The organism is Dyella kyungheensis (assembly GCF_049913195.1).
GTDB lineage: Bacteria > Pseudomonadota > Gammaproteobacteria > Xanthomonadales > Rhodanobacteraceae > Dyella > Dyella kyungheensis.
This window is the reverse complement of sequence record NZ_CP183983.1, coordinates 117,267-139,754: the sequence shown is the minus strand read 5'-3', so window position 1 is coordinate 139,754 and position 22,488 is coordinate 117,267. Positions and strand designations below refer to the sequence as shown.

Sequence of the window (22,488 nt, the reverse complement as noted above, 5' to 3'; positions counted from 1 at the left end):
TTGCATCATAGGCGATAAGTTTTTGCTACATAGCGCGCGTTCGGAAGACGCCGGCGAATTCAGACAATGCCGACGGCAGCGCACGGCGAACAGAGGCAACGGGATTTCCAAACCGCACAAAGACAAACGCCTTCCCGGATGGGAAGGCGTTTGAGGGATAAAGCCCCTGGCGGTGACCTACTCTTGCATGAGAATTCACACTACCATCGGCGCAGCTGCGTTTCACTTCCGAGTTCGGGATGGGATCGGGTGGGGCCACAGCGCTATAGCCGCCAGGGAAGGGGTGGGAACAGCGCAGGGTATGCGCCAGTTCCGCAAAGGGGTAAACGAGTGACAAGCGTCGAGGTGAAATTTTGTTTCGAGATGCATTCGTCGAAGCGTGCTTTTCCTGAGGAGTGCGGCCATGGATGGCCGCTTTCTCGCGCAGGGATAGCGCGTTAAACAAAGCGTCTTGGGGTTATATGGTCAAGCCTCACGGCTCATTAGTACGCGTAAGCTCAATGCATTGCTGCACTTCCACACCGCGCCTATCAACCACCTAGTCTTGATGGTGCCTTAAGGAGACTCGAAGTCTCGGGAGATCTCATCTTGAGGCGCGCTTCCCGCTTAGATGCTTTCAGCGGTTATCGCTTCCGTTCGTAGCTACCGGGCAATGCCATGGGCATGACAACCCGAACACCAGCGGAACGTCCACTCCGGTCCTCTCGTACTAGGAGCAGCCCCTCTCAAATCTCCAACGCCCACGACAGATAGGGACCGAACTGTCTCACGACGTTCTGAACCCAGCTCGCGTACCACTTTAAATGGCGAACAGCCATACCCTTGGGACCGGCTACAGCCCCAGGATGTGATGAGCCGACATCGAGGTGCCAAACACCGCCGTCGATATGAACTCTTGGGCGGTATCAGCCTGTTATCCCCGGAGTACCTTTTATCCGTTGAGCGATGGCCCTTCCATACAGAACCACCGGATCACTAAGACCTACTTTCGTACCTGCTTGATCCGTCGATCTCGCAGTCAAGCACGCTTATGCCTTTGCACACAGTGCGCGATGTCCGACCGCGCTGAGCGTACCTTCGTGCTCCTCCGTTACTCTTTGGGAGGAGACCGCCCCAGTCAAACTACCCACCATACACGGTCCCTGATCCGGATTACGGACCTAGGTTAGAACGTCAAGCACTTCAGGGTGGTATTTCAAGGATGGCTCCACCGAAACTAGCGTCTCGGTTTCATAGCCTCCCACCTATCCTACACAGAAGAACTCAACGTTCAGTGTAAAGCTATAGTAAAGGTTCACGGGGTCTTTCCGTCTTGCCGCGGGAACGCTGCATCTTCACAGCGATTTCAATTTCACTGAGTCTCGGGTGGAGACAGCGCCGCTGTCGTTACGCCATTCGTGCAGGTCGGAACTTACCCGACAAGGAATTTCGCTACCTTAGGACCGTTATAGTTACGGCCGCCGTTTACTGGGGCTTCGATCAAGAGCTTCGCCTTGCGGCTGACCCCATCAATTAACCTTCCAGCACCGGGCAGGCGTCACACCCTATACGTCCACTTTCGTGTTTGCAGAGTGCTGTGTTTTTGATAAACAGTCGCAGCGGCCAGGTTACTGCGACCCTCTAACGCTCAGTCACGCATGTGACCACGTCGGAGGGCGCACCTTCTCCCGAAGTTACGGTGCCATTTTGCCTAGTTCCTTCACCCGAGTTCTCTCAAGCGCCTTGGGATTCTCACCCTGCCTACCAGTGTCGGTTTACGGTACGGTTTCTCTGTAGCTGAAGCTTAGTGGCTTTTCCTGGAAGCGTAGTATCAGTCACTTCGTCCAATAGGACTCGTCTCGGTGCTCGGCATAAAGAAGCGCGGATTTGCCTACGCTTCATGCCTACCGCCTTTCCCCGGGACAACCAACGCCCGGTAGACCTAACTTTCTCCGTCCCCACATCGCACTACAGACAAGTGCAGGAATATTAACCTGCTTCCCATCGACTACGCATTTCTGCCTCGCCTTAGGGGCCGACTCACCCTGCGCCGATGAACGTTGCGCGAGGAAACCTTGGGCTTTCGGCGTGGGGGCTTTTCACCCCCATTATCGTTACTCATGTCAGCATTCGCACTTCCGATACCTCCAGCAGACTTCTCAATCCACCTTCACAGGCTTACGGAACGCTCCTCTACCGCGCATTACAAAGTAATGCACCCCGAGCTTCGGTGTATCGCTTAGCCCCGTTAAATCTTCCGCGCAGACCGACTCGACCAGTGAGCTATTACGCTTTCTTTAAAGGGTGGCTGCTTCTAAGCCAACCTCCTGGCTGTCTATGCCTTTCCACATCGTTTTCCACTTAGCGATAACTTGGGGACCTTAGCTGCGGGTCTGGGTTGTTTCCCTTTTCACGACGGACGTTAGCACCCGCCGTGTGTCTCCCGTACATTCTGTCCTGGTATTCGGAGTTTGCCATGGTTTACTAAGCCGCGATGGCCCGCTAGCCATAACAGTGCTCTACCCCCAGGAAGATTCATACGAGGCGCTACCTAAATAGCTTTCGAGGAGAACCAGCTATCTCCGAGTTTGTTTAGCCTTTCACTCCTATCCTCAGCTCATCCCCATCTATTGCAACAGATGTGGGTTCGGTCCTCCAGTGCGTGTTACCGCACCTTCAACCTGGCCAAGGATAGATCACTCGGTTTCGGGTCTACTGCCAGAGACTATGCGCCCTATTCAGACTCGGTTTCCCTTCGCCTCCCCTATACGGTTAAGCTTGCCACTGACAGTAAGTCGCTGACCCATTATACAAAAGGTACGCAGTCACCCTTGCGGGCTTCCACTGCTTGTACGTATACGGTTTCAGGGTCTATTTCACTCCCCTCTCCGGGGTTCTTTTCGCCTTTCCCTCACGGTACTAGTTCGCTATCGGTCAGTCAGGAGTATTTAGCCTTGGAGGATGGTCCCCCCATATTCAGACAGGGTTTCTCGTGCCCCGCCTTACTCAATTTCATCTCTAATGCCCTTTCGCCTACGGGGCTATCACCCGCTATGGCCGGCCTTTCCAAACCGTTCGGCTAAAACACTAGAAACTTTTGGGCTAGTCCGCGTTCGCTCGTCGCTACTGACGGAATCTCGGTTGATTTCTTTTCCTCCGGGTACTTAGATATTTCAGTTCCCCGGGTTCGCTCTGCATGACTATGTATTCATCATGCAGTACTCCTTGCGGAGTGGGTTTCCCCATTCGGACATTGCCGGATCAAAGCTTGTTGCCAGCTCCCCGACACTTTTCGCAGGCTGCCACGTCCTTCATCGCCTCTGACTGCCAAGGCATCCACCGTATACGCTTAGTCGCTTGACCATATAACCCCAAGTCGCCTCAGGGTCCGATTATCATCACTTACGAGGTGATAATGATCGAATGTCCAAACAACGCGTTCGCTTAATTGCCTCAACGACACATCTCGATTCGGTTTCGAACCAAGACGCTTGTCACTCGTTTACGTTTTCAATGAACACAAGAACGGCCTCAATGCCGCCTCGTTTTCTAAAATCTTATGTGTGCGCTGCTCTCATTTCACGTCGTGTCACCAAAATGGTGGAGCCAGTCAGGATCGAACTGACGACCCCCTGCTTGCAAAGCAGGTGCTCTCCCAGCTGAGCTATGGCCCCAAGTGATTTGGTGGTGGGTCTGGGAGGACTCGAACCACCGGCCTCACCCTTATCAGGGGTGCGCTCTAACCACCTGAGCTACAGACCCGGGAACCTTTGCACTCAACAAAAAAACCTCGCTCACGACATTGCCGTCGAAGCGGGGTTTCGTTGAAGAGTCCGACCAGGGATGGTCGGTTTTGCTTGTCGCGGCATGGAGCCGCGTGAAGCAAACTTCGCGTGAAATAAAAGGCAGGTGTCTTGTGTGGACGTCTTGCGGGGAAGAAGGATGTCGTTCTCGAAAGGAGGTGATCCAGCCGCACCTTCCGATACGGCTACCTTGTTACGACTTCACCCCAGTCATGAACCACTCCGTGGTCGTCGTCCCCCTTGCGGTTAGACTAACGGCTTCTGGAGCAACTCACTCCCATGGTGTGACGGGCGGTGTGTACAAGGCCCGGGAACGTATTCACCGCAGCATAGCTGATCTGCGATTACTAGCGATTCCGACTTCATGGAGTCGAGTTGCAGACTCCAATCCGGACTGGGATCGGCTTTCTGGGATTGGCTCCACCTCGCGGTATTGCAACCCTCTGTACCGACCATTGTAGTACGTGTGTAGCCCTGGCCGTAAGGGCCATGATGACTTGACGTCATCCCCACCTTCCTCCGGTTTGTCACCGGCAGTCTCCTTAGAGTTCCCACCATTACGTGCTGGCAACTAAGGACAAGGGTTGCGCTCGTTGCGGGACTTAACCCAACATCTCACGACACGAGCTGACGACAGCCATGCAGCACCTGTGTTCTGATTCCCGAAGGCACTCCCGCATCTCTGCAGGATTCCAGACATGTCAAGGCCAGGTAAGGTTCTTCGCGTTGCATCGAATTAAACCACATACTCCACCGCTTGTGCGGGCCCCCGTCAATTCCTTTGAGTTTCAGTCTTGCGACCGTACTCCCCAGGCGGCGAACTTAACGCGTTAGCTTCGACACTGATCTCCGAGTTGAGACCAACATCCAGTTCGCATCGTTTAGGGCGTGGACTACCAGGGTATCTAATCCTGTTTGCTCCCCACGCTTTCGTGCCTCAGCGTCAGTGTTGATCCAGATGGCCGCCTTCGCCACTGATGTTCCTCCCGATCTCTACGCATTTCACCGCTACACCGGGAATTCCACCATCCTCTATCACACTCTAGCGAGCCAGTATCCATCGCCATTCCCAGGTTGAGCCCGGGGATTTCACGACAGACTTAACTCACCGCCTACGCACGCTTTACGCCCAGTAATTCCGATTAACGCTTGCACCCTTCGTATTACCGCGGCTGCTGGCACGAAGTTAGCCGGTGCTTATTCCTCAGGTACCGTCAGCCCCACCGGTTATTAGCCAGTAGTATTTCGCTCCTGATAAAAGTGCTTTACAACCCGAAGGCCTTCTTCACACACGCGGCATTGCTGGATCAGGCTTGCGCCCATTGTCCAATATTCCCCACTGCTGCCTCCCGTAGGAGTCTGGACCGTGTCTCAGTTCCAGTGTGGCTGATCATCCTCTCAGACCAGCTAGCGATCGTCGCCTTGGTAGGCCATTACCCTACCAACTAGCTAATCGCACATCGGTTCGTCCAACCGCGCGAGGCCTTTCGGTCCCCCGCTTTCTCCCTTAGGACGTATGCGGTATTAGCGTAAGTTTCCCTACGTTATCCCCCACGTTTGGGTAGATCCCGATGCATTACTCACCCGTCCGCCACTCGCCACCCATAGAGCAAGCTCTACTGTGCTGCCGTTCGACTTGCATGTGTTAGGCATGCCGCCAGCGTTCAATCTGAGCCAGGATCAAACTCTTCACTTAAGTTTTCGACCTCATCCCTGCCGAAGCAGGAAAGCGATCTATCTTTCTGAAGCGTTGTTCCTAACCATAAACGTCAAGCTTTTGAATTGACTCTTAGGTTAGACGCTTGCATTAATTGGACATTCAATCGTCCATCGCAAGACGCCCACACAAGTCACCTGCGCACACTGTCAAAGATCTCAATCACTTGCCGAACGTTGCCGTTTCAGCGTTGGAACATTTCGTCCCGAGTGAGCCGCTCATCTTACATCGTTTTCCCTATCCGTCAACACCTTCAGCGAAGAATTTTTGCTGTCGTTGTTGCCGTGGAAGACGCTGCCAGCGGCGGGGAGGCGAATAATAGGCATGCACCCCTGCTTTGACAAGCGATTTCTGAAATTATTTTTCAGAAATTTTTGATGTTTCGCGTAAGGCGTTGTTCTCACGCGAAACTCGTTGCTTCGAAGCGGCGCGATGACGATGCGTCATCGCGCTTCACTCATGCCTGCGTCAACAACACGCGTGCGAAGTTGCGCTTGCCGATCTGCAAAACCCCTTCGAAACCCGGCAAAAACACGCGTTGCGCGTCTTCAACCACTTCGGCATCGATGCGCACGGCGCGTTCCTTGAGTTTGCGATTCGCTTCGCCGTTGCTTGGCGTGAGGCCTGCCGCGGTAAGCAGTGCAGGCAAGCGCAGGCCTTCCGCAGGCACGGCAATTTCAGTGAGCGGCAACAGGCTGGTATCGCCCTCTCCGCGCACCACGGCATGCCAGCCGGCAATCGCCTGCTCGGCGGCGGCGGCATCGTGGAAACGGGCGGCCAATTCGCGGGCCAGTTTCAGCTTGGCATCACGCGGATTCAGGGCGCCGCTGGCGACCTCCTCTTTCATGCGTGCAATGTCGGCCAGCGAGGTCTCGAAACTGAGCAGTTCGAACCAGCGCCACATCAGCTCGTCGCCGATCTTCAGCGTCTTGGTGACGATATCGATGGCCGGCTCGTTGATGCCGATGTAGTTGCCCAGCGACTTGGACATCTTGTTGATGCCGTCCAGGCCCTCCAGCAGCGGCATGGTGAGCACGATCTGGGGCGGCTGGCCGTGGTGTTCCTGCAGCGCGCGCCCCATCAGCAGGTTGAACTTCTGATCGGTGCCGCCCAACTCGACGTCGCACTTGAGCGCCACCGAGTCGTAGCCCTGCACCAGCGGATAGAGGAATTCGTGGATGGCGATCGGCTGCTGGCCGGCGAAGCGCTTGGAGAAGTCGTCGCGCTCGAGCATGCGGGCCACCGTGTGCTGGGCGGCCAGCTTGATCATGTCGGCCGCGGTCATCTGGCCGAACCACTCGGAATTGAAGCGCAACTCGGTGCGCTCCTTGTCCAGCACCTTATAGACCTGCTCGGCATAGGTCTCCGCGTTGGCCAGCACGTCCTCGCGGGTGAGCGGCTTGCGGGTGACGTTCTTGCCGGTCGGGTCGCCGATCATGCCGGTGAAGTCGCCGATGAGGAAAATCACCTGGTGCCCCAGATCCTGGAACTGGCGCATCTTGTTGAGCAGCACGGTATGGCCCAGGTGCAGATCCGGCGCGGTCGGGTCGAAACCGGCCTTGATGCGCAGCGGGCGGCCGAGTTTCAGCCGAGCGGCCAACTCTTCCTGCTTGATGATTTCGTCGGCGCCGCGCGCGATGGTGGCCAGCGCCTGCTCAAGCTCGTTCATGCATTCCTCAAATTTTCGTTGTCTGGACGTCACCGGAAAGCCTGGCTTCCCGGCCGGTTCCGTTAAGTGTGCGTTAACCGAAAAGTTATCGCAACCCATTGATGGAAAAGGCGTTGACGCCCTTTACACAGGGCCGCTATGGTACGCGGCAATTAGAAATGTAGTACCTGGGGAACACCGGGCATGGGTGAGAGAAACGAGACGGCGCGCGTGGCGCGCAAACAGGCTATGCGTCGCAAGGCGCAGAAGCGTCACTCTCATTTTTATGAACGTTGCGCCCATTGGTCCTTCGGTTGTCATGGTGAGGCGGAGCCGATCCACTGGCACCGCGAACGTTGGATTCTCGCCGGTACCGCACTGCTTATTACAGCCGTTTCCGGCTTCCTGATTCCCGCCTGGGCCAGCGCCATGCGCCCGGACACCATCTCGACGGCGCATGCCGTGTTGCCGCTGGAGCTGCCCAAGGTCGCACCGACCGTGGCCCAGGCTCCCACCGTGGAAGACTGGCACATCGTGCAGGTGCAGCCCGGCCAGACCTTGTCCGATCTGTTCCAGAGCCAGGGCTTGAGCCTCACCGACGTGCAGCACGTGGTCGAGCAGTCGGGCGATGCCAAGTCCCTGCACCACATCAGCCCCGGCCAGGAGTTCGATTTCCTGCTCGACAGCGACGGCAGCCTCAAGGGCATCCGCTTCGACAAGGACGAGTCCAACCGCACCACCATGCGCTTCGAAGGCGACAAGGCCACGGTCACCGCGCAGGCGCGCGAAGTGGACCATCGCGAACACGTTGCCCACGGCACCATCGACAGCTCGCTGTTCGCCGCCGGTTCCAAGGCCGGCATGAGCAATGCGATGGTGCTCAAGCTCGCCGAGTTGTTCAAGTACGACATCGACTTCGTGCAGGACCTGCGCGAAGGCGACAGCTTCACCGTGATCTACGACGACGTGTACCGCGACGGCGCCTATCTGCATGAAGGCGACATCGTGGCGGCGGAATTCGTGAACCAGGGCGAGCGCTATACCGCCTACCGCTTCAAGAAGGACGACGGCAGCTTCGGCTGGTTCAGCGAAGACGGCCGCCCGATCCAGAAGTCGTTCCTGCGCATTCCGGTGGACTTCACCCGCATCTCCTCGCAGTTCAGCGCGGCGCGCATGCATCCGATCCTCGGCCTGATGCGCGCCCACCAGGGCGTCGACTATGCCGCGCCCACCGGCACGCCGATCCACGCGGCCGGCGATGGCGTGATCAAGTTCAAGGGCTGGATGAACGGTTACGGCAATTTCGTGATCGTGCAGCACAACGGCTCGATCAGCACGGCCTATGGGCACATGTCGAAGTTCGCCAATGAAAAGGTCGGCCAGCACGTGAGCCAGGGCGAAGTGATCGGCTATGTGGGCATGACCGGCCTGGCCACCGGCCCGCACCTCCACTACGAATTCCGCGTCAACAACGTGCAGCGCGATCCGCAGAAGGTGACCCTGCCCAAGCCGGAACCGCTGCCGGGCGCACAGCTGGCCAAGTTCAAGGCGCAGGTGGTGCAGCCGCAGCTGGCCCGCCTGAAGACGCTGGACGCCAACATCAAGCTGGCCAAGGCCAGCGGCGCCAAGCGCAACGACGACTGATTCCCGTGGACAACGCTTCGGCGCTTTACCTTGGCCTGATCTCGGGCACCAGCGCCGACGGCATCGATGCCGCCCTGGTGCGTTTCGACGACAACACGCCCCAACTGGTGGATGCGCTGACGCATCCGTGGCCGGACGCCCTGCGCACGCGCATCCTCGCGGTGGCGCAGGACGAGGAACGACTCGACCTGGATGCCTACGGACGTCTCGATGTCGCCATCGGCCAGTGTTTCGCCGAGGCCGCGGCCAAGCTGCTCGAACGAAATGCCGCGCACACGCCGCGGGTGCGGGCGATCGGCTCGCATGGACAGACCTTGCGCCATCGTCCCGCCGGCGAGTTTCCTTTCACGCTGCAGGTGGGCGATGCCTCGGTGATCGCCGAACGCTGCGGCATCGACGTGGTGGCCGATTTCCGCCGGGCCGATGTCGCGGCCGGCGGCCAGGGAGCGCCGTTGCTGCCTGCGGTGCACGCGATGTTGCTGGGTCGTCCGGACGCGACGCGCGTCGTGCTCAATCTCGGCGGCATTGCCAACATCACCGTGCTCGATCCGGCCGGAAAGGTCTTTGGATTCGACACCGGGCCAGCCAATGGCCTGATGGATGCGTGGCATCGGCGCCACCGCGGCGGCGCCTACGATGCGAATGGTGCCTTTGCGGCATCGGGCCGCGTGGATGAAGCGCTGCTCGCCGCCTTGCTGGCGGATGCGTACTTTGCGTTGCCGCCGCCCAAGAGCACCGGGCGCGAGCATTTCCATCTGGCGTGGCTGGAAAGCCATACGGCTGTGGCATCGGTGGCGCCCGCCGACGTGCAGGCCACCCTGCTGGAGCTTTCGGCACGAAGCATCGCCGATGCCATCGCGCGCCATGCACCGGACTCCCTCGACGTGCTGGCATGCGGCGGTGGCGTGCACAACGCGGTGCTGATGCGGCGACTGGGTGAACTGCTGGGAACACGCACGCTGGCAAGCACTGCTGTGCATGGCGTCGATCCGGATTATCTGGAAGCCACCGCTTTTGCGTGGCTCGCTCGGCAACGGCTGCTGGGGCTGCCCGGCAATCTTCCCGCGGTCACGGGGGCCCGGGGTCCGCGCGTGCTGGGTGCGGTGTATCCCGCACCACGCTGATCAGAAACTGTCGTCGCCCAACATGCCATGGGCCTGCGCCAGCGCAGCCGTTGGCGCGCGGGAAAGCGCCTGCACGGCTTCCTGGAACGCGGCCTTTTCCTTGGCGTCCCATTGACCGCCCAGGGTGGTCAGGTCGCCCGGATCGAGCATGGTTTCCGCGAACACGTTCGACGAGGCCATGCCCAGGCCGTGACGCAGTGCATGCAGCACCACATCATTGATCGACCACTGCCTTTCCTTGGCCAACGTCTTGATGCGTTCGGCCATGAGGTTGTCGATATGGCGTATGACGAGGTCCGGCACGGACGCTTCCTCCGACGGTCATAAGCCCCCTGTGACTTCATCTTGTCACAGGGTCAAGGGCGAGACTATCGACCGCTTGGCTGATTCACGTAGAAGGTTCTTTCGCTTCGGCGATGTCCCCGGGGCGCTCCTTGCTGAAGCGCGGCCACAGGATGGCGAACAACAGCATCGCCGGCAGCATCGAAATCACGGTAATGGCGAAGTACCCGCCATACCCGATGACGGCAACCAGGCCGCCGGCAAAGAAGCCCAGGACCTTGCCGGGGAGGTTGACCAGCGAGCTCAGCAGCGCATATTGCGTGGCCGTGTGCTGGCGGTTCACCAACAGCGAGAGAAAGGCGACGGTTGGCGGCCCAAGCATGCCTTCGGCGAAGTTCTGCCCGGAGATCGCCAAGGTCAGTACCGCGAGACTCCCCTGGTTGCCCAGCAGCAGAAGGTAAAGCAGGTTGCTGCAGGCACCCAGTACGATGCACGCGCCCAAGGTCTGCCAGGCTCCCCAGCGGGCCACGCACGCACCACCGACGAACGCGCCAGCGATGCCGATCCAGACTCCATAGATCTTGGTGACAGCGCCGATTTCGGTCTTGCTGAAACCCATGTCGCGCATGAACGGGTTGAAGATCGTACCGATGGACTGCTCGGGCAGCTTGAAGAGCAGGATGAACAACAGCGTGAGCCCGGCGACTACCCAGCTGTATCGGCGGAAGAAATCCGTGAACGGGTCGATGACGCTTTCGCGCATCGCCATGCGCCAACCGAGCGGCGTCGATCGGGCGACGGTCGGTTCACGCATGAAGAGTGTGGTGACGATCGGCAACACCATCGCCACCGCCATGGCCACGTAAATCCACGACCACGGAATGTGGTCGGCCAGGATCAGCGCGACGGCGCCACCCAGCAGCAGACCCAACCGGTAACCCAGCGCATAGGTCGCCACCAGCGCGCCCTGGGCCGAAGGCGGCGCGATCTCGATGCGATAGGCATCGATGGCGATGTCCTGGGTCGCCCCCATGAACGCCACCAGCAGGGTCGCCAACACAAAGGGCTGCAACTGAAGCGGGGTGAAGGCGGCCATCAACAACAGGCCGCAAAGCACACCCAGCTGCGCAAACAGCAGCCAGCCGCGACGCAAGCCTAAACGCGTGAACAGCGGAAGCCGCCAGTGATCGAGCAACGGCGCCCATAGAAACTTGAGCGCATAGGTCATGCCTGCGCTGGCGATCATCGTCACGCTCTTCAGCGCAATGCCGTTTTCCTTCAGCCACAGGGACAACGTGACGGATACGAGCAGGAACGGCAGCCCGGAGGAAAAGCCCAGCAGGCACATGGTCCACGCCGCCGGTTCGGTGAACGAGCGCCAGACCGACGGCTTGCGTGCTGCCGGCGCGCTGGCCTCAGTCGGCATAGTCGACCGTATATGGCGCATGGTCGGAGAACCACGAATCGCGGTAGACCGAGCAGCGCTTCAGGCGATCGCGCAGGCCGGGCGTGACCATCTGGTAGTCGATGCGCCAACCCACGTTGTTGGCGCGCGCGTTGCCGCGGTTCGACCACCAGGTGTAGTCCTCGCCCTTGGGGTGCAGCGTGCGGTAGCTGTCGACCCAGCCGTGCTTGTCGACCAGGTCGTTGAGCCACGCGCGCTCTTCGGGCAGGCAGCCGGAATTCTTCTGGTTGGATTTCCAGTTCTTGATGTCCAGCTCGCTGCGCACGATGTTCCAGTCGCCGCACAGCACGTAGTCGCGGCCGCTGTTCATCCATTCAGCAAAGATCGGCGCGATCCAGTCCATCACCTTGAACTTGAATTGCTGCCGCTCATCGCCCGATGAACCCGACGGCACGTACAACGACACCACGCTCAACTTGCCGAAACGTGCCTCGATATAGCGGCCTTCGCAGTCGAACGGTTCCCAGCCCAGCGCCGTGCGCACTTCGTCGGGCTCGCGCTTGGCATAGATCGCCACGCCGCTATAGCCCTTCTTGCTGCAGGCATCGCGATAGAAACAGTGGTGCCCATCGGGGCGGAACATGGCATCGGACAGCTGGTCTTCCTGCGCCTTGGTCTCCTGCAGGCAGACCACGTCGGCCTTCTGCTTGCGAAGCCACTCGAATACGCCCTTGGTACCGGCGGAGCGGATGCCGTTGGCGTTGAGACTGATGATGCGCATGTCAGGTGCTCTGGATCCCGGGGATGGGCCATCATAGCAATCATGTCCGATCACCCCGATATCCGCGTCGTGCCGGCCGACGCTACCCGCTATCCCACGCTATTGCAGTTGCAGGTGCATGAACCGCAGCGCGATTTCGTCGGGCCCGTCGCCGTCTCGCTGGCCGATGCCGCGCAATGCGAGGGCAGCCAGGCCATGGCCATTCTGTGCGATGACGAACCGATCGGGTTCTACCGCATCGAGCGGCAGCCGCGCAGCATCGCGGACCGGGATTTCGAGCGCGCCACGCTGGGCTTGCGCTCGTTCTTCATCGACGCGCGCTGGCAAGGCCGGGGCCTGGGTACGCTCGCGCTGGTCGCGGTGATGCGCGATCTGAAGCAGCGCCATCCCGATGCGTGCGACGTGGTGCTGACCGTGAACGTCCGCAACACGCCCGCGCTCGCCCTGTATCGGCGCGCCGGCTTCCAGGAGACCGGCGGGCTGTACCATGGCGGGCGTTCCGGGCCGCAGCACGTGATGCTGGGTGCCCTGCCTACCTGATCCCCACCAGAGAACCCGCCGTGCACGACTACCAGCGCGATTTCATCGAACTCACTCTGCAGCGCGACGTGCTGCGTTTTGGCGACTTCACGCTGAAGTCTGGCCGCCAGAGCCCCTACTTCTTCAATATGGGCCGCATCGATTCCGGCGCCGCGCTCGGCCAGCTGGGTCGCGCCTATGCCGCCGCCGTGGTGAACTCGGGGATCGAGGTCGACATGCTGTTCGGCCCGGCCTACAAGGGCATCGCCCTGGCCGCCGCCACGGCGATTGCGCTGGCCGACCAGCATGGCCGCGATCTGCCCTGGGCCTACAACCGCAAGGAGGCGAAGGATCACGGCGAAGGCGGCGTGCTGGTGGGCGCCCCGCTGAAGGGCCGCGTGCTGATCGTGGACGACGTGATGACCGCGGGCACCGCCGTGCGCGAATCGCTGGCGCTGATCCGTGCGCAGGGCGCCACGCCGGCCGGCGTGCTGATCGCGCTGGACCGCCAGGAGCGCGGCCAGACCGACCTGTCCGCCGCCCAGGAAGTCACCGCCGAGTTCGGCATCCCGGTGATCGCCATCACCAGCCTGGGCGACGTGCTCGCCTATGCGGGGGAACGGCCGGAGCTCGCCACCGAACACGCGCGACTGGTGTCGTACCGGCAACAGTACGGCGTGAATGCCTGAACGCCCGGGCGTTGGCGAAACCGATCACATCGCCATGCCTGGCATCGTGCCAACCTCAAGCTGTCACGGTTCCGGCCGCTATACTTCCGCCCATAAGAGCCTGTTCAAGACCTCCTCGTAGCCCGCGTTGTTCTTGAGTGGCCGCCAGGCGGCAGTGCGTGGCGCAGCGCCTGCCTGGTGGGCAGGTCAAGCCGCGCGCTGCCGCCTGGCGGCCACTCAAGAACAACCCTCCGGGCCGGGGCTGTTTGCCCACAGGCCGGCGTCATCATTCAGTCGTGTACGGACGTACACTCCTTCATTCTTCCTTGTCCTGCGCGCAAACAGCTCCCGGCGCGGGCCACGAGGAGGTCTTGAACAGGCTCTAAGGGGGAATTCATGCGTAAAACAGCTTTCGTCATCGCGTTGCTCGCGCTGACCACTTTCGTGCACGCCCAGAACAAGGCGCCGACCTATCGGTATCGCTGGAAGGATGCGGCTGGCCTGCCGCACTACAGCGACAGCCTCACTTCCGATGCCATGAAGTACGGCTACGAACTGGTGAACGATCGCGGCATCGTCGTCCAGCATGTCGACCGCCAGCTCAATCCGGAAGAACGCGCCGCCGCGCAGAAGGCGGCCGAGCAGCAGGCCGTATTGGACCGTGCGGCCGAACAGCGCAAGCGCAGCGACGCGCAGATGCTCGCGGCCTATCCCACCGAGGCGTCGTTCAAGACCTTGCAGCAGGAAAATCTCGACAGCCTCGACCAGCAGATCAACACCACGCGTTCGAACCTGCGCAGCCAGGAGAAGGCGCTGACGGATCTGCTGACCCGGGCGGGCGATATCGAACGCGCCAAGCAGCCGGTGCCGCCTTATCTGACCCAAGGCATCGCCAAGCAGCGCGACGTGGTGGCCCGTCAGCGCGAGGCGCTGGAGCGCGAACAGACTGCGCGGGACGCCCAGGTGCAGAAGAACACGCAGGACCTGATCCACTATCGCGATTTGAAGGCCGCCCAGGCCAAGGAAGAACAGGGCCAGTAAGCGGCGTTCTGGCAACGAAAAAGCCCCGGCATGTCCGGGGCTTTTTTTCAGAACGGCAGCTTCAGCGAAGGGTCGGTCGCCAGCAGTTGCTCGCGGAAGACCTTCTTGATGCGCGCGAGCGCCGCGTCGTTGTTCGCGTCGAAGCGCAGGACCAGGATCGGCGTGGTGTTGGAAGCGCGCACCAGGCCCCAGCCATCGGACCAGTCCGCGCGAACGCCATCGATGGTGGTGAGCGTGGCGTCGCCGAAGCTCGCCTTCTGGCGGAACGCCTCGATGAAACGGTAGTGCTCGCCTTCGGCCATCTCCACCTTGAGTTCCGGCGTGGACACGCCCTTGGGGCAGGTGGCGAAGATCTCTTCGGGCGTGCGCTCTTCCAGGTCGCCGGCGAGGATTTCCATCAGGCGCGCGGCGGCATAGATGCCGTCGTCGAAACCGTACCAGCGTTCCTTGAAGAAGAAGTGGCCGCTCATCTCGCCGGCCAGTTCCGCACCCGTCTCGCGCATCTTGGCCTTGATCAGCGAATGGCCGGTGCGCCACATCATCGGACTGCCGCCGGCATCGAGGATCACGCCCTTGAGGTGTCCGGTGCACTTCACGTCGTAGATGACCGTGGCGCCTGGCTGGCGCGACAGCACATCGCGCGCGAACAGCATCAGCTGGCGGTCGGGGAAGATGATCTCGCCATCCTTGGTCACCACACCGAGGCGGTCGCCATCGCCGTCGAAAGCGAGGCCCAGGTCGGCGCCGGTCTGCTTCACCGCGAAGATCAGGTCTTCAAGGTTGTGCGGATCGGACGGATCGGGGTGATGGTTCGGGAACGTGCCGTCGACATCGCAATACAGCGGAATGACCTCGCAGCCGATACCTTCCAGCACCTGCGGGGCTACCGCGCCGGCAATGCCATTGCCGCTGTCGATGACGACCTTGAGGCGACGCTCCGCCTGCACATCGGAAGTGATGCGATCGACATAGTCGGGCAATACGTCGACATGGCGCAGATTGCCCTTGCCGCCGCGCTCGAGGCGGTTGCCCGCGATGCGCTGGTAAAGGTCCTGGATGGCGCCTTCGGCCAGGGTCTCGCCGCCCACCACGATCTTGAAGCCGTTGTAGTCCGGCGGATTGTGGCTGCCGGTCACCGCCACGCCGCAACCGGTGTTGAATCGGTACGCCGCGTAATAGACGACCGGCGTGGGCACGGCGCCAAGATCGATCACGTCGATGCCGGCTTCGCGCAATCCATCGGACAACGCCCCCGCCAACTCCGGGCCGGAAAGCCGGCCGTCACGTCCCACCACGATTTCCGGCAGGCCCTTCTCGCGCATCACCGTGCCGATGGCCAGACCCAGCAGGCGCGCGACTTCCTTGGTCAGCGATTTGCCCACCACGCCGCGCACATCGTAGGCGCGGAAGATGGCCGGATCGATGGTAGCGGGCGCTGCAGGGGCCGGTTTGGGCGGAGCAAGACGCACCGGCCGAACGGGCGCTTCTTCTTCCACTGGCGTATCGAGCAGATCGGCCAGCACGGGCTCCGCCAGTTCCTCGCGAACGCGGCGACTCCGCGGACGATTGCGCATCCAGATCAGGTAGATGCCGGCGGCCAGGCACAGCAGACCCAATACGGCGGTCAGGGGCCACACATGGGGCAGCACGATGAAGGCGGTCGGCAGGGCCGCGAGAATGCTGAAGGTGCTGCCATCGACGGCGATGCCGTTGGCTTCGCGCTCTGCCGAGGGGCTGCCCGACGCAAGCAGGCGCATATCGCCGCGATCGTCGCCCTGGCGTAGTTCCAGTCGGCCGCCCGCGGTGGCGATGGATTCAAAGCGCTGCTGCACGGGAGTGAACGGCAACGCGGTCCACACCCACGCCTGCGGATGCGCGGCAGGACCCACTGGCACCACGATGGACAGCACGCGCGAGCCCTTGGTATCGGGCACGCTTTGCGCCAGCGGTTTGCCGTCTGCGCTCTGCGCCGCCATCAGCTGGGCCGCCTTGCCGTAACCGAACACGCGATAGTTGGCGTGCAGCACTTCGTCGAGACTGCCGCTGTAGACCTCGACCGCCTGCGCTTGCGGGACGAGTTGGCGAAGTTCGGTGGCAGCCTGGGCCGGGTCGGCAATGATGTGGGCCGGATCCATCGTGTGAACGGCTGCCTCCACGCGGCCGCGTTCGCTGGCGATCTCCGCCGCCACCGCATCGACTGCCTGCTTCTGTGCCGCGTGCACGCGTTCGACGGCGCTGCCCTCGTCAAAGATCTGCCAGGTCTGCCAAAGGCAGAAGAAGCCGGCGAGCACCAGCAACGTGCCCGCCGCCAGCGGCAGCAGGCGGCGCCCGTCGATCGATCCGGCAGTGCCGGTGTTGAAGATCTTGGCCATGTCCTGTCCCCGCACAGGCTATCTGGTCGCTTCGAGCGCGGACGCGAACGCCCGCACCATTCAGTTGACGCCGGTCGAACCGAAGCCGCCCTCGCCCCTCTGCGATGGCGCGAACTCTTTCACCACCTTCAGCCGCGCCTGCGCCACCGGCACCAGCAGCAGCTGGGCGATGCGATCGCCCACCGCAATGGTGTACGGCTGCGCGCCGCGGTTCCAGCATGAAATCATCAGCGGGCCCTGGTAATCCGCATCGATCACACCCACCAGGTTGCCCATCACCAGGCCGTGCTTATGGCCCAGGCCCGAACGCGGCACGATCAGCGCGCACCAACCCGGGTCACCAATATGGATGGCCATGCCGCTGGGCACCAGCACGCTTTCACCCGGCTGCAGCGTCAACGGCGCCTCGATGGCGGCGCGCAGGTCCATGCCGGCGCTACCGAGGGTGGCCGCCTGCGGCAGCGGAATCGAATCACCCAGGCGCGGATCGAGAATCTTCAGCTCGACGTCGATGCCCACGCCAGCCGTCACGGGCGCACCGCCCGGTAACGCTCGGCCACCTTGGCCACCAGCTGGCGCGCCAGCTCCGTCTTCGAAGCGCGCGGCAGTTCGATGGCCCCCTCGGGACCGTACAGCGTAAGAGCGTTGTCGGCGGCCTCGAAGCCGAGGCCACCGCCCACCTGGTTGGCGGCAATCATGTCCAATCCTTTGCGCTTGAGTTTGTCTTGCGCGTAGCGCTCCACATCATGCGTTTCCGCGGCGAATCCGACCAAGAAGGGGCGCACGGTTTGCGCAGCCAGCGTGGCCAGGATGTCCGGGTTCTCGGCAAGACGCAGCTCCAGCGGCTGGCCGTCGTGCTTCTTGAGCTTCTGCTCGGCCACTTCGGCGGGGCGGTAATCGCCCACCGCGGCCGCGGCGATATAGATGTGCGCGCCGTTCGATGCCCCTACCACCGCGTCGCGCATCTGTTCGGCGCTGCGCACGTCGATGCGCCGGGCAATGCCCGGCGGCGTCGCCATGCTCACGGGACCGGCGACCAGCGTGACCTCGGCACCGGCCTGTGCTGCAGCCTCGGCCACGGCGAAACCCATGCGACCGGAGCTGCGGTTGCCGATGAAGCGCACCGGATCGATGTCTTCGTAGGTCGGTCCGGCACTGACCACCACCTTCAGTCCGCGCAGCACTTCGTTGCCGAACGAGCCAACGATGGCGGCACGCAGCTCCAACGGTTCGAGCATGCGGCCCGAGCCGATGTCGCCGCAGGCCTGGTCGCCCGACGCGGGGCCGAGGATGTGCACGCCGCGCTGGCGCAAGGTTTCCACATTGGCCTGCACGGCCGGATGCGCCCACATCTGCTGGTTCATGGCAGGCGCCACGTACAGCGGCGCGGCGCTGGCGAGGCAGACGGTGGTGAGCAAGTCGTTCGCCATGCCGTGGGCGAGGCGGGCGATCAGGTCGGCGCTGGCCGGTGCGATGACGATGCGCTCGGCCCAACGCGCCAGTTCGATATGGCCCATGGCCGCTTCGGCCTCGGCATCCCACAGGCTGCTGCGCACCGGCTGGCCGGACAGGGCCTGGAATGTCGTCGCGCTCACGAAGTGCGCGGCGTTCTCGGTCATCACCACGCGGACCTCGGCATCGAGGTCGCCCAGGCGGCGAACCAGTTCGCACGATTTGTAGGCTGCGATACCGCCGGATACGCCCAGCAGGATGCGGCGTTGGGCAAGACTCATGTGATAGGGCCTGACTACCGTTTGGTGCCGTAGCTTACCGGAATCATTCCTGCGTCTCGGTGAAACGATGGCGGGCGGCGCATGGCCGCCCGATGCTCAGGCCGTGACGCGTGGATGCAGGATGTCCTCCAGACCGATGCGGCGCAGCAGCTCCGCACGCACGCGATCGGCCACGCCGTTGACGATCTCGGCGCCGTCCTCGGACGGATCGATATGTACACGGAACGGGCGCTTGCCGAAGGGCTTGTCCACCACCTCGACGATGGCCCGCGCCACGGCTTCCGGATCGGCATCCGCCGGTTCCAGCGAGGCCAGCCCCTTGAAGGCGACCTCGCCAAAGTCGGCGGTGGGGCCCTCGGCATACGTCTTGGCAACGGCTTCATCTGCCGGCGCGCCGGCATGGGCAAAATGCTCGGTGCCCTTGGTGAAGGCGCCCGGCACCACGATGGACGTCTCGATCCCCCATCGCGCCAACTCGCCGGCATAACTCACTGCCAGTGAATCCATGCCCGCCTTCGCCGCGAAATACGGCGCCAGATAGGGCGGCGTGCCGCCGCGGACGCTGCTGGAGGAGACCCACACCACCAGTCCGCGTCCCTGCTTGCGCAACTGCGGCAGCGCGGCGCGGTTGACGCGCTGCGTGCTCAGCACATTGGTGTCGTAGAGCTGGGCGAACTGCTCCGGCGTGAACGCTTCGGCCGGGCCGTAGGACATGTGGCCGGCGTTGTGGATCACCACGTCGAGACGCTGCTGTTCGCCGATGATGTGTGCGATGGCGGCATCCACCGACGCTTGCGAAGCCACATCCATCTCGACGGCGCGCAGGTCCACGCCGTGCTCCTTCGCATACTGCTTCAGCTCCTCCACGCGGGCCGCGTTGCGTCCGTGGGTTTCGCGCATGCCTGCATAGACCGTATGACCGGCGTGGGCCAACGCGCGCGCGCTCATCAGGCCGAAGCCGCTCGAGGCGCCCGTAATGACGATGACGTACTTCATGATGCGTACTCCGGGAAGAACATCGCGTGGCGATGTGTGGAAGGGAACTCAGACCAGGCCGCCGTTGGCGCGCAACACCTGGCCATTCACCCAGGCGCCGTCGGGACCGGCGAGGAAGGACACGACGCTGGCGATGTCATCGGGCGTGCCCAGGCGCTCCAGTGGCGCGGCCTTGGCGAGCTGATCGATCTGCTCGGGCGTCTTGCCCTTGAGGAACAGATCCGTCGCCGTCGGGCCCGGTGCCACGGCATTGACCGTGATGGCGCGGCCGCGCAGTTCCTTCGACAGCACGTGCGTCATCGATTCCACGGCGGCCTTGGTGGCCACGTACACGCCGTAGCCCGGAAAATTCAGGCCCACCACGCTGGTGGAGAAATTGACGATGCGGCCACCCTGGCGCAGACGCTTGCCCGCCTCACGCAGCGTGTTGAAGGTGCCCTTGAGGTTGATCGCGATGGTGCGGTCGAACAGTGCATCGTCGCTGTCGCTGATCGGCGCCAGCTGCATGACGCCCGCGTTGTTCACCAGCACATCGACGCCGCCGAAGGCGGTTTCGGCCGCATCGAACATGCGGCGTACGGCGGCCGGGTCGGCCACGTCGGCCTGAGCGGTCAATGCACGCCCGCCCTCGCCTTCGATCTTGCGGGCGAGGTCCTCAGCCGAGGCGGCATCGCCGGCGTAGTTGATGACGACGGTAAAACCGTCGCGGGCCAGTCGTTCGGCCACGGCGGCACCGATGCCGCGGGAAGCGCCGGTGACGATGGCGACCTTGGATTCTTGCTTGGCAGACATGGGGAAAATCCTCTGAAGGGGCCGACCGTTGTCGGCGTGAGCAAAGGATGGTCTTTTCTTGTTGGCGGATAATCTGCTTGAATCCGTCATCATCATTCGGACTGAGCGAACAATGGACAAGGTCGACGCCATGCGCCTGTTCGCCCGCATCGTGGAGCGCCGCAGCTTCACCCTGGCCGCGCAGGACCTGGAATTGCCGCGTTCCACCGTCACCGACGTGGTCAAGCGGCTGGAGGCCCGGCTGGGCGTGCGCCTGCTCGAACGCACCACCCGGCAGGTGCGTCCCACGCTGGATGGCGAGGCCTATTACCAGCGCTGCCTGAGCATCCTGGCCGAGATCGAGGAAGCCGAGGCCGCCTTCACCGGCGCTCGTCCCAGCGGCCAGCTGCGCGTGGACGTACACGGCGTGCTCGCGCGCCACTTCATGCTGCCGGGGTTGCCCGATTTCCTCGCACGTTATCCGGATATCCAGCTGCGCATCGGCGAAGGCGACCGTTACGTCGATCTCGTGCGCGAGGGCGTCGATTGCGTGCTGCGCGTGGGCAAACCCACCGACAGCAGCATGATCGGGCGCCAGATCGCCAGCCTCGCCGAAGGCACCTACGCCAGTCCTGCCTATCTGGAACGCCATGGCGTGCCGGCCACGCCTGACGATCTGGACGGGCACCGGATGGTGGCCTTCGTGTCGTCGGCCGCCGGCAGCGTGCTGCCGCTGGAATTCCAGATGGCCGGCGGTGTGCGCGAACATCTGTTGCCCCACGCCGTAACCGTGGCCGGCGCCGAAATGTACGTCGCCACGGCACGACTGGGCCTGGGCTTGGTGCAGGTACCCAGCTATCGCGTGCAGGAGGATCTGGCCCGCGGCACGCTGGTCGAAGTGTTGTCGCGTTTTCCGCCCACGCCTTCGCCGGTCTACGTGCTCTATCCACAAAACCGCCAGTTGTCACCGAGGGTGCGTGTCTTCATCGACTGGCTGAGCGCCGAGTTTGCCGCACGGCTACCCACCGTGACCTGACCCGCCTGCGGCCCGAACGCTCACAGGGCCGCCGATGCCGGCCGATGGGCACGCCCACCAGTCAGCGGCAGGCTTACCGCCATGAGCATCCGTGAATGGCCCGAAAGCGAACGGCCCCGCGAAAAACTGCTGGCCCGCGGCTGCGCCGCGCTGTCGGAGGCGGAATTGATCGCCGTGCTGCTGGGCAGCGGAGTGCCCGGCAAGGACGCCATCACCTTGGGGCGGGAATTGCTCGGCAGCGCTGGTGGCCTCGGTTCGCTGCTCGCCGATCCCGGCGGCAGCGTTCGCTTGCGCGGGATCGGCCCGGCCAAACGGGCTCGCCTCATCGCTGCACTCGAACTGGCCCGCCGCAGCCTGGCAGAAGAACTCGCGGCCCGCCCCGCCCTGGCCAATCCACATGAGAGCGGCAGCTATCTGCGTGCCCAGCTAAGGCACCTGCCATACGAGGTGTTTGGCTGCCTGTTTCTGGACAATCGTCACCGCGTGCTGGCGTTCGAAGAACTTTTTCGCGGCACGATCGACAGCGCCAGCGTCCACCCGCGAGAAGTCGTCCGCGCCTGCCTCCGCCGCAATGCATCGGCCGTGATCTTTGCCCATAACCACCCCTCGGGCGTGGCCGAGCCCAGTGCCTCCGACCGCGCCATCACGCGGGATTTGCAGGATGCGCTGCAACTGATCGGCGTGCGCGTGCTCGATCACCTGGTGATCGGCAGCGGCGAGCCGGTGTCGATGGCGATGCTGGGGCTGATCTAGCAGCCCGCGGGCGTCCCCCAGTCTTGGCGCCCAAAAAAACAACGGCGCGGGGGGAGATCCGCGCCGTATGGCCGTCTTGTGGGGAGAAAGGAGAGTAACGGCGTGCTCCTGACCCCGTCGGCGGGGAGGAGCCTGGGGGACGAGAGATAGTGTGGCGGTGCCGCATGACAGGCTCGTGACGTGGATCGAGACAAATGCCTAAGGCCTTCCCGCGGC

General features: G+C 62.5%; 16 protein-coding genes, 2 tRNA genes and 3 rRNA genes. 7 read left to right on the top strand and 14 right to left on the bottom strand.

Annotation, left to right across the window (positions count from 1 at the left end):
* Positions 1–164 precede the first annotated feature (164 nt).
* The 6 genes from rrf to tyrS form a co-directional block, all read right to left on the bottom strand.
* Positions 165–277 (bottom strand): 5S ribosomal RNA (gene rrf / locus ACN9MB_RS00560).
* Between the two features lie 184 nt (positions 278–461).
* Positions 462–3,342: ribosomal RNA gene (locus tag ACN9MB_RS00555) — 23S ribosomal RNA — on the bottom strand.
* A gap of 235 nt (positions 3,343–3,577) precedes the next feature.
* A tRNA-Ala gene (locus ACN9MB_RS00550) sits at positions 3,578–3,653 on the bottom strand.
* Between the two features lie 11 nt (positions 3,654–3,664).
* Positions 3,665–3,741 (bottom strand) — tRNA-Ile (locus ACN9MB_RS00545).
* Between the two features lie 192 nt (positions 3,742–3,933).
* Positions 3,934–5,478, bottom strand: a 16S ribosomal RNA gene (locus ACN9MB_RS00540).
* Together the 16S, 23S and 5S rRNA genes with 2 tRNA genes alongside form the textbook arrangement of a ribosomal RNA operon.
* Positions 5,479–5,956: 478 nt before the next feature.
* Complete coding sequence (tyrS, locus tag ACN9MB_RS00535) at positions 5,957–7,168, bottom strand: tyrosine--tRNA ligase (RefSeq protein ID WP_426270403.1); 1,212 nt, start codon at positions 7,166–7,168, stop codon at positions 5,957–5,959.
* A 183-nt stretch (positions 7,169–7,351) separates the two neighbouring features.
* Here tyrS and ACN9MB_RS00530 point away from each other — a divergent pair, with 183 nt between their 5' ends.
* The gene (locus tag ACN9MB_RS00530) at positions 7,352–8,791 is read left to right on the top strand and encodes an OapA family protein (RefSeq protein ID WP_426270402.1); all 1,440 of its coding nucleotides are present in this window, start codon (positions 7,352–7,354) and stop codon (positions 8,789–8,791) included.
* A 5-nt stretch (positions 8,792–8,796) separates the two neighbouring features.
* Complete coding sequence (locus ACN9MB_RS00525; RefSeq protein ID WP_426270401.1) at positions 8,797–9,915, top strand: anhydro-N-acetylmuramic acid kinase; 1,119 nt, start codon at positions 8,797–8,799, stop codon at positions 9,913–9,915.
* On the opposite strand, the gene ACN9MB_RS00520 is transcribed toward ACN9MB_RS00525, so the two are convergent.
* From ACN9MB_RS00520 to ACN9MB_RS00510, 3 genes are all read right to left on the bottom strand, one after another.
* Positions 9,916–10,218 carry a hypothetical protein gene (locus ACN9MB_RS00520; RefSeq protein ID WP_204634916.1) on the bottom strand — a complete coding sequence of 101 codons (303 nt, stop codon included), beginning with the start codon at positions 10,216–10,218 and terminating at the stop codon, positions 9,916–9,918.
* Positions 10,219–10,303: 85 nt separating this feature from the next.
* Positions 10,304–11,623 carry an AmpG family muropeptide MFS transporter gene (locus tag ACN9MB_RS00515; RefSeq protein WP_426270400.1) on the bottom strand — a complete coding sequence of 440 codons (1,320 nt, stop codon included), beginning with the start codon at positions 11,621–11,623 and terminating at the stop codon, positions 10,304–10,306.
* Positions 11,613–12,383 carry an exodeoxyribonuclease III gene (locus tag ACN9MB_RS00510; protein ID WP_426270399.1) on the bottom strand — a complete coding sequence of 257 codons (771 nt, stop codon included), beginning with the start codon at positions 12,381–12,383 and terminating at the stop codon, positions 11,613–11,615. The genes ACN9MB_RS00515 and ACN9MB_RS00510 overlap by 11 nt, the downstream gene beginning before the upstream one ends.
* Positions 12,384–12,425: 42 nt before the next feature.
* On the opposite strand from ACN9MB_RS00510, the gene ACN9MB_RS00505 reads away from it, so the two are divergent.
* The 3 genes from ACN9MB_RS00505 (at position 12,426) to ACN9MB_RS00495 (ending at position 14,611) form a co-directional block, all read left to right on the top strand.
* Complete coding sequence (locus ACN9MB_RS00505) at positions 12,426–12,923, top strand: GNAT family N-acetyltransferase (protein ID WP_426270398.1); 498 nt, start codon at positions 12,426–12,428, stop codon at positions 12,921–12,923.
* A 20-nt stretch (positions 12,924–12,943) separates the two neighbouring features.
* Positions 12,944–13,591 (top strand): orotate phosphoribosyltransferase, encoded by a 648-nt coding sequence (pyrE, locus tag ACN9MB_RS00500; protein WP_426270397.1) that lies wholly within the window; start codon positions 12,944–12,946, stop codon positions 13,589–13,591.
* Between the two features lie 375 nt (positions 13,592–13,966).
* On the top strand, positions 13,967–14,611 hold the full coding sequence (locus ACN9MB_RS00495) for a DUF4124 domain-containing protein (RefSeq protein WP_204634912.1): 645 nt from the start codon (positions 13,967–13,969) through the stop codon (positions 14,609–14,611).
* A gap of 47 nt (positions 14,612–14,658) precedes the next feature.
* Here the strand turns inward: ACN9MB_RS00495 and ACN9MB_RS00490 are convergent, their stop codons facing one another.
* The 5 genes from ACN9MB_RS00490 to ACN9MB_RS00470 all read right to left on the bottom strand — a co-directional run bounded on the left by ACN9MB_RS00490 (position 14,659) and on the right by ACN9MB_RS00470 (position 20,504).
* Positions 14,659–16,983 carry a phosphomannomutase/phosphoglucomutase gene (locus ACN9MB_RS00490; protein ID WP_426270396.1) on the bottom strand — a complete coding sequence of 775 codons (2,325 nt, stop codon included), beginning with the start codon at positions 16,981–16,983 and terminating at the stop codon, positions 14,659–14,661.
* A 60-nt stretch (positions 16,984–17,043) separates the two neighbouring features.
* On the bottom strand, positions 17,044–17,502 hold the full coding sequence (gene dut / locus ACN9MB_RS00485) for a dUTP diphosphatase (RefSeq protein ID WP_426271965.1): 459 nt from the start codon (positions 17,500–17,502) through the stop codon (positions 17,044–17,046).
* Positions 17,503–17,510: 8 nt separating this feature from the next.
* Entirely contained in the window at positions 17,511–18,716 is a 1,206-nt protein-coding gene (gene coaBC / locus ACN9MB_RS00480) for a bifunctional phosphopantothenoylcysteine decarboxylase/phosphopantothenate--cysteine ligase CoaBC (RefSeq protein WP_426270395.1), read from the bottom strand.
* Between the two features lie 96 nt (positions 18,717–18,812).
* Positions 18,813–19,712: an SDR family oxidoreductase gene (locus tag ACN9MB_RS00475; RefSeq protein WP_204634909.1), complete on the bottom strand. Its 900-nt coding sequence runs from the start codon at positions 19,710–19,712 to the stop codon at positions 18,813–18,815.
* Between the two features lie 48 nt (positions 19,713–19,760).
* Positions 19,761–20,504 (bottom strand): SDR family oxidoreductase, encoded by a 744-nt coding sequence (locus ACN9MB_RS00470; RefSeq protein WP_426270394.1) that lies wholly within the window; start codon positions 20,502–20,504, stop codon positions 19,761–19,763.
* 112 nt (positions 20,505–20,616) lie between these two features.
* On the opposite strand from ACN9MB_RS00470, the gene ACN9MB_RS00465 reads away from it, so the two are divergent.
* Together ACN9MB_RS00465 and radC are read left to right on the top strand one after the other, a co-directional pair.
* On the top strand, positions 20,617–21,519 hold the full coding sequence (locus ACN9MB_RS00465; protein WP_426270393.1) for a LysR family transcriptional regulator: 903 nt from the start codon (positions 20,617–20,619) through the stop codon (positions 21,517–21,519).
* A gap of 81 nt (positions 21,520–21,600) precedes the next feature.
* Positions 21,601–22,272 (top strand): RadC family protein, encoded by a 672-nt coding sequence (gene radC, locus ACN9MB_RS00460; protein ID WP_426270392.1) that lies wholly within the window; start codon positions 21,601–21,603, stop codon positions 22,270–22,272.
* Positions 22,273–22,488: the final 216 nt, after the last annotated feature.

Bases quoted from the DNA above. Each gene is read 5' to 3' on its own strand.
- ACN9MB_RS00465 (WP_426270393.1), top strand. From the start codon at position 20,617: ATGGACAAGGTCGACGCCATGCGCCTGTTCGCCCGCATCGTGGAGCGC.
- ACN9MB_RS00495 (WP_204634912.1), top strand. From the start codon at position 13,967: ATGCGTAAAACAGCTTTCGTCATCGCGTTGCTCGCGCTGACCACTTTC.
- ACN9MB_RS00510 (WP_426270399.1), bottom strand. From the start codon at position 12,383: ATGCGCATCATCAGTCTCAACGCCAACGGCATCCGCTCCGCCGGTACC.
- ACN9MB_RS00475 (WP_204634909.1), bottom strand. From the start codon at position 19,712: ATGAAGTACGTCATCGTCATTACGGGCGCCTCGAGCGGCTTCGGCCTG.
- ACN9MB_RS00530 (WP_426270402.1), top strand. From the start codon at position 7,352: ATGGGTGAGAGAAACGAGACGGCGCGCGTGGCGCGCAAACAGGCTATG.
- tyrS (WP_426270403.1), bottom strand. From the start codon at position 7,168: ATGAACGAGCTTGAGCAGGCGCTGGCCACCATCGCGCGCGGCGCCGAC.
- ACN9MB_RS00505 (WP_426270398.1), top strand. From the start codon at position 12,426: ATGTCCGATCACCCCGATATCCGCGTCGTGCCGGCCGACGCTACCCGC.
- coaBC (WP_426270395.1), bottom strand. From the start codon at position 18,716: ATGAGTCTTGCCCAACGCCGCATCCTGCTGGGCGTATCCGGCGGTATC.
- ACN9MB_RS00470 (WP_426270394.1), bottom strand. From the start codon at position 20,504: ATGTCTGCCAAGCAAGAATCCAAGGTCGCCATCGTCACCGGCGCTTCC.
- ACN9MB_RS00490 (WP_426270396.1), bottom strand. From the start codon at position 16,983: ATGGCCAAGATCTTCAACACCGGCACTGCCGGATCGATCGACGGGCGC.
- radC (WP_426270392.1), top strand. From the start codon at position 21,601: ATGAGCATCCGTGAATGGCCCGAAAGCGAACGGCCCCGCGAAAAACTG.
- ACN9MB_RS00515 (WP_426270400.1), bottom strand. From the start codon at position 11,623: ATGCCGACTGAGGCCAGCGCGCCGGCAGCACGCAAGCCGTCGGTCTGG.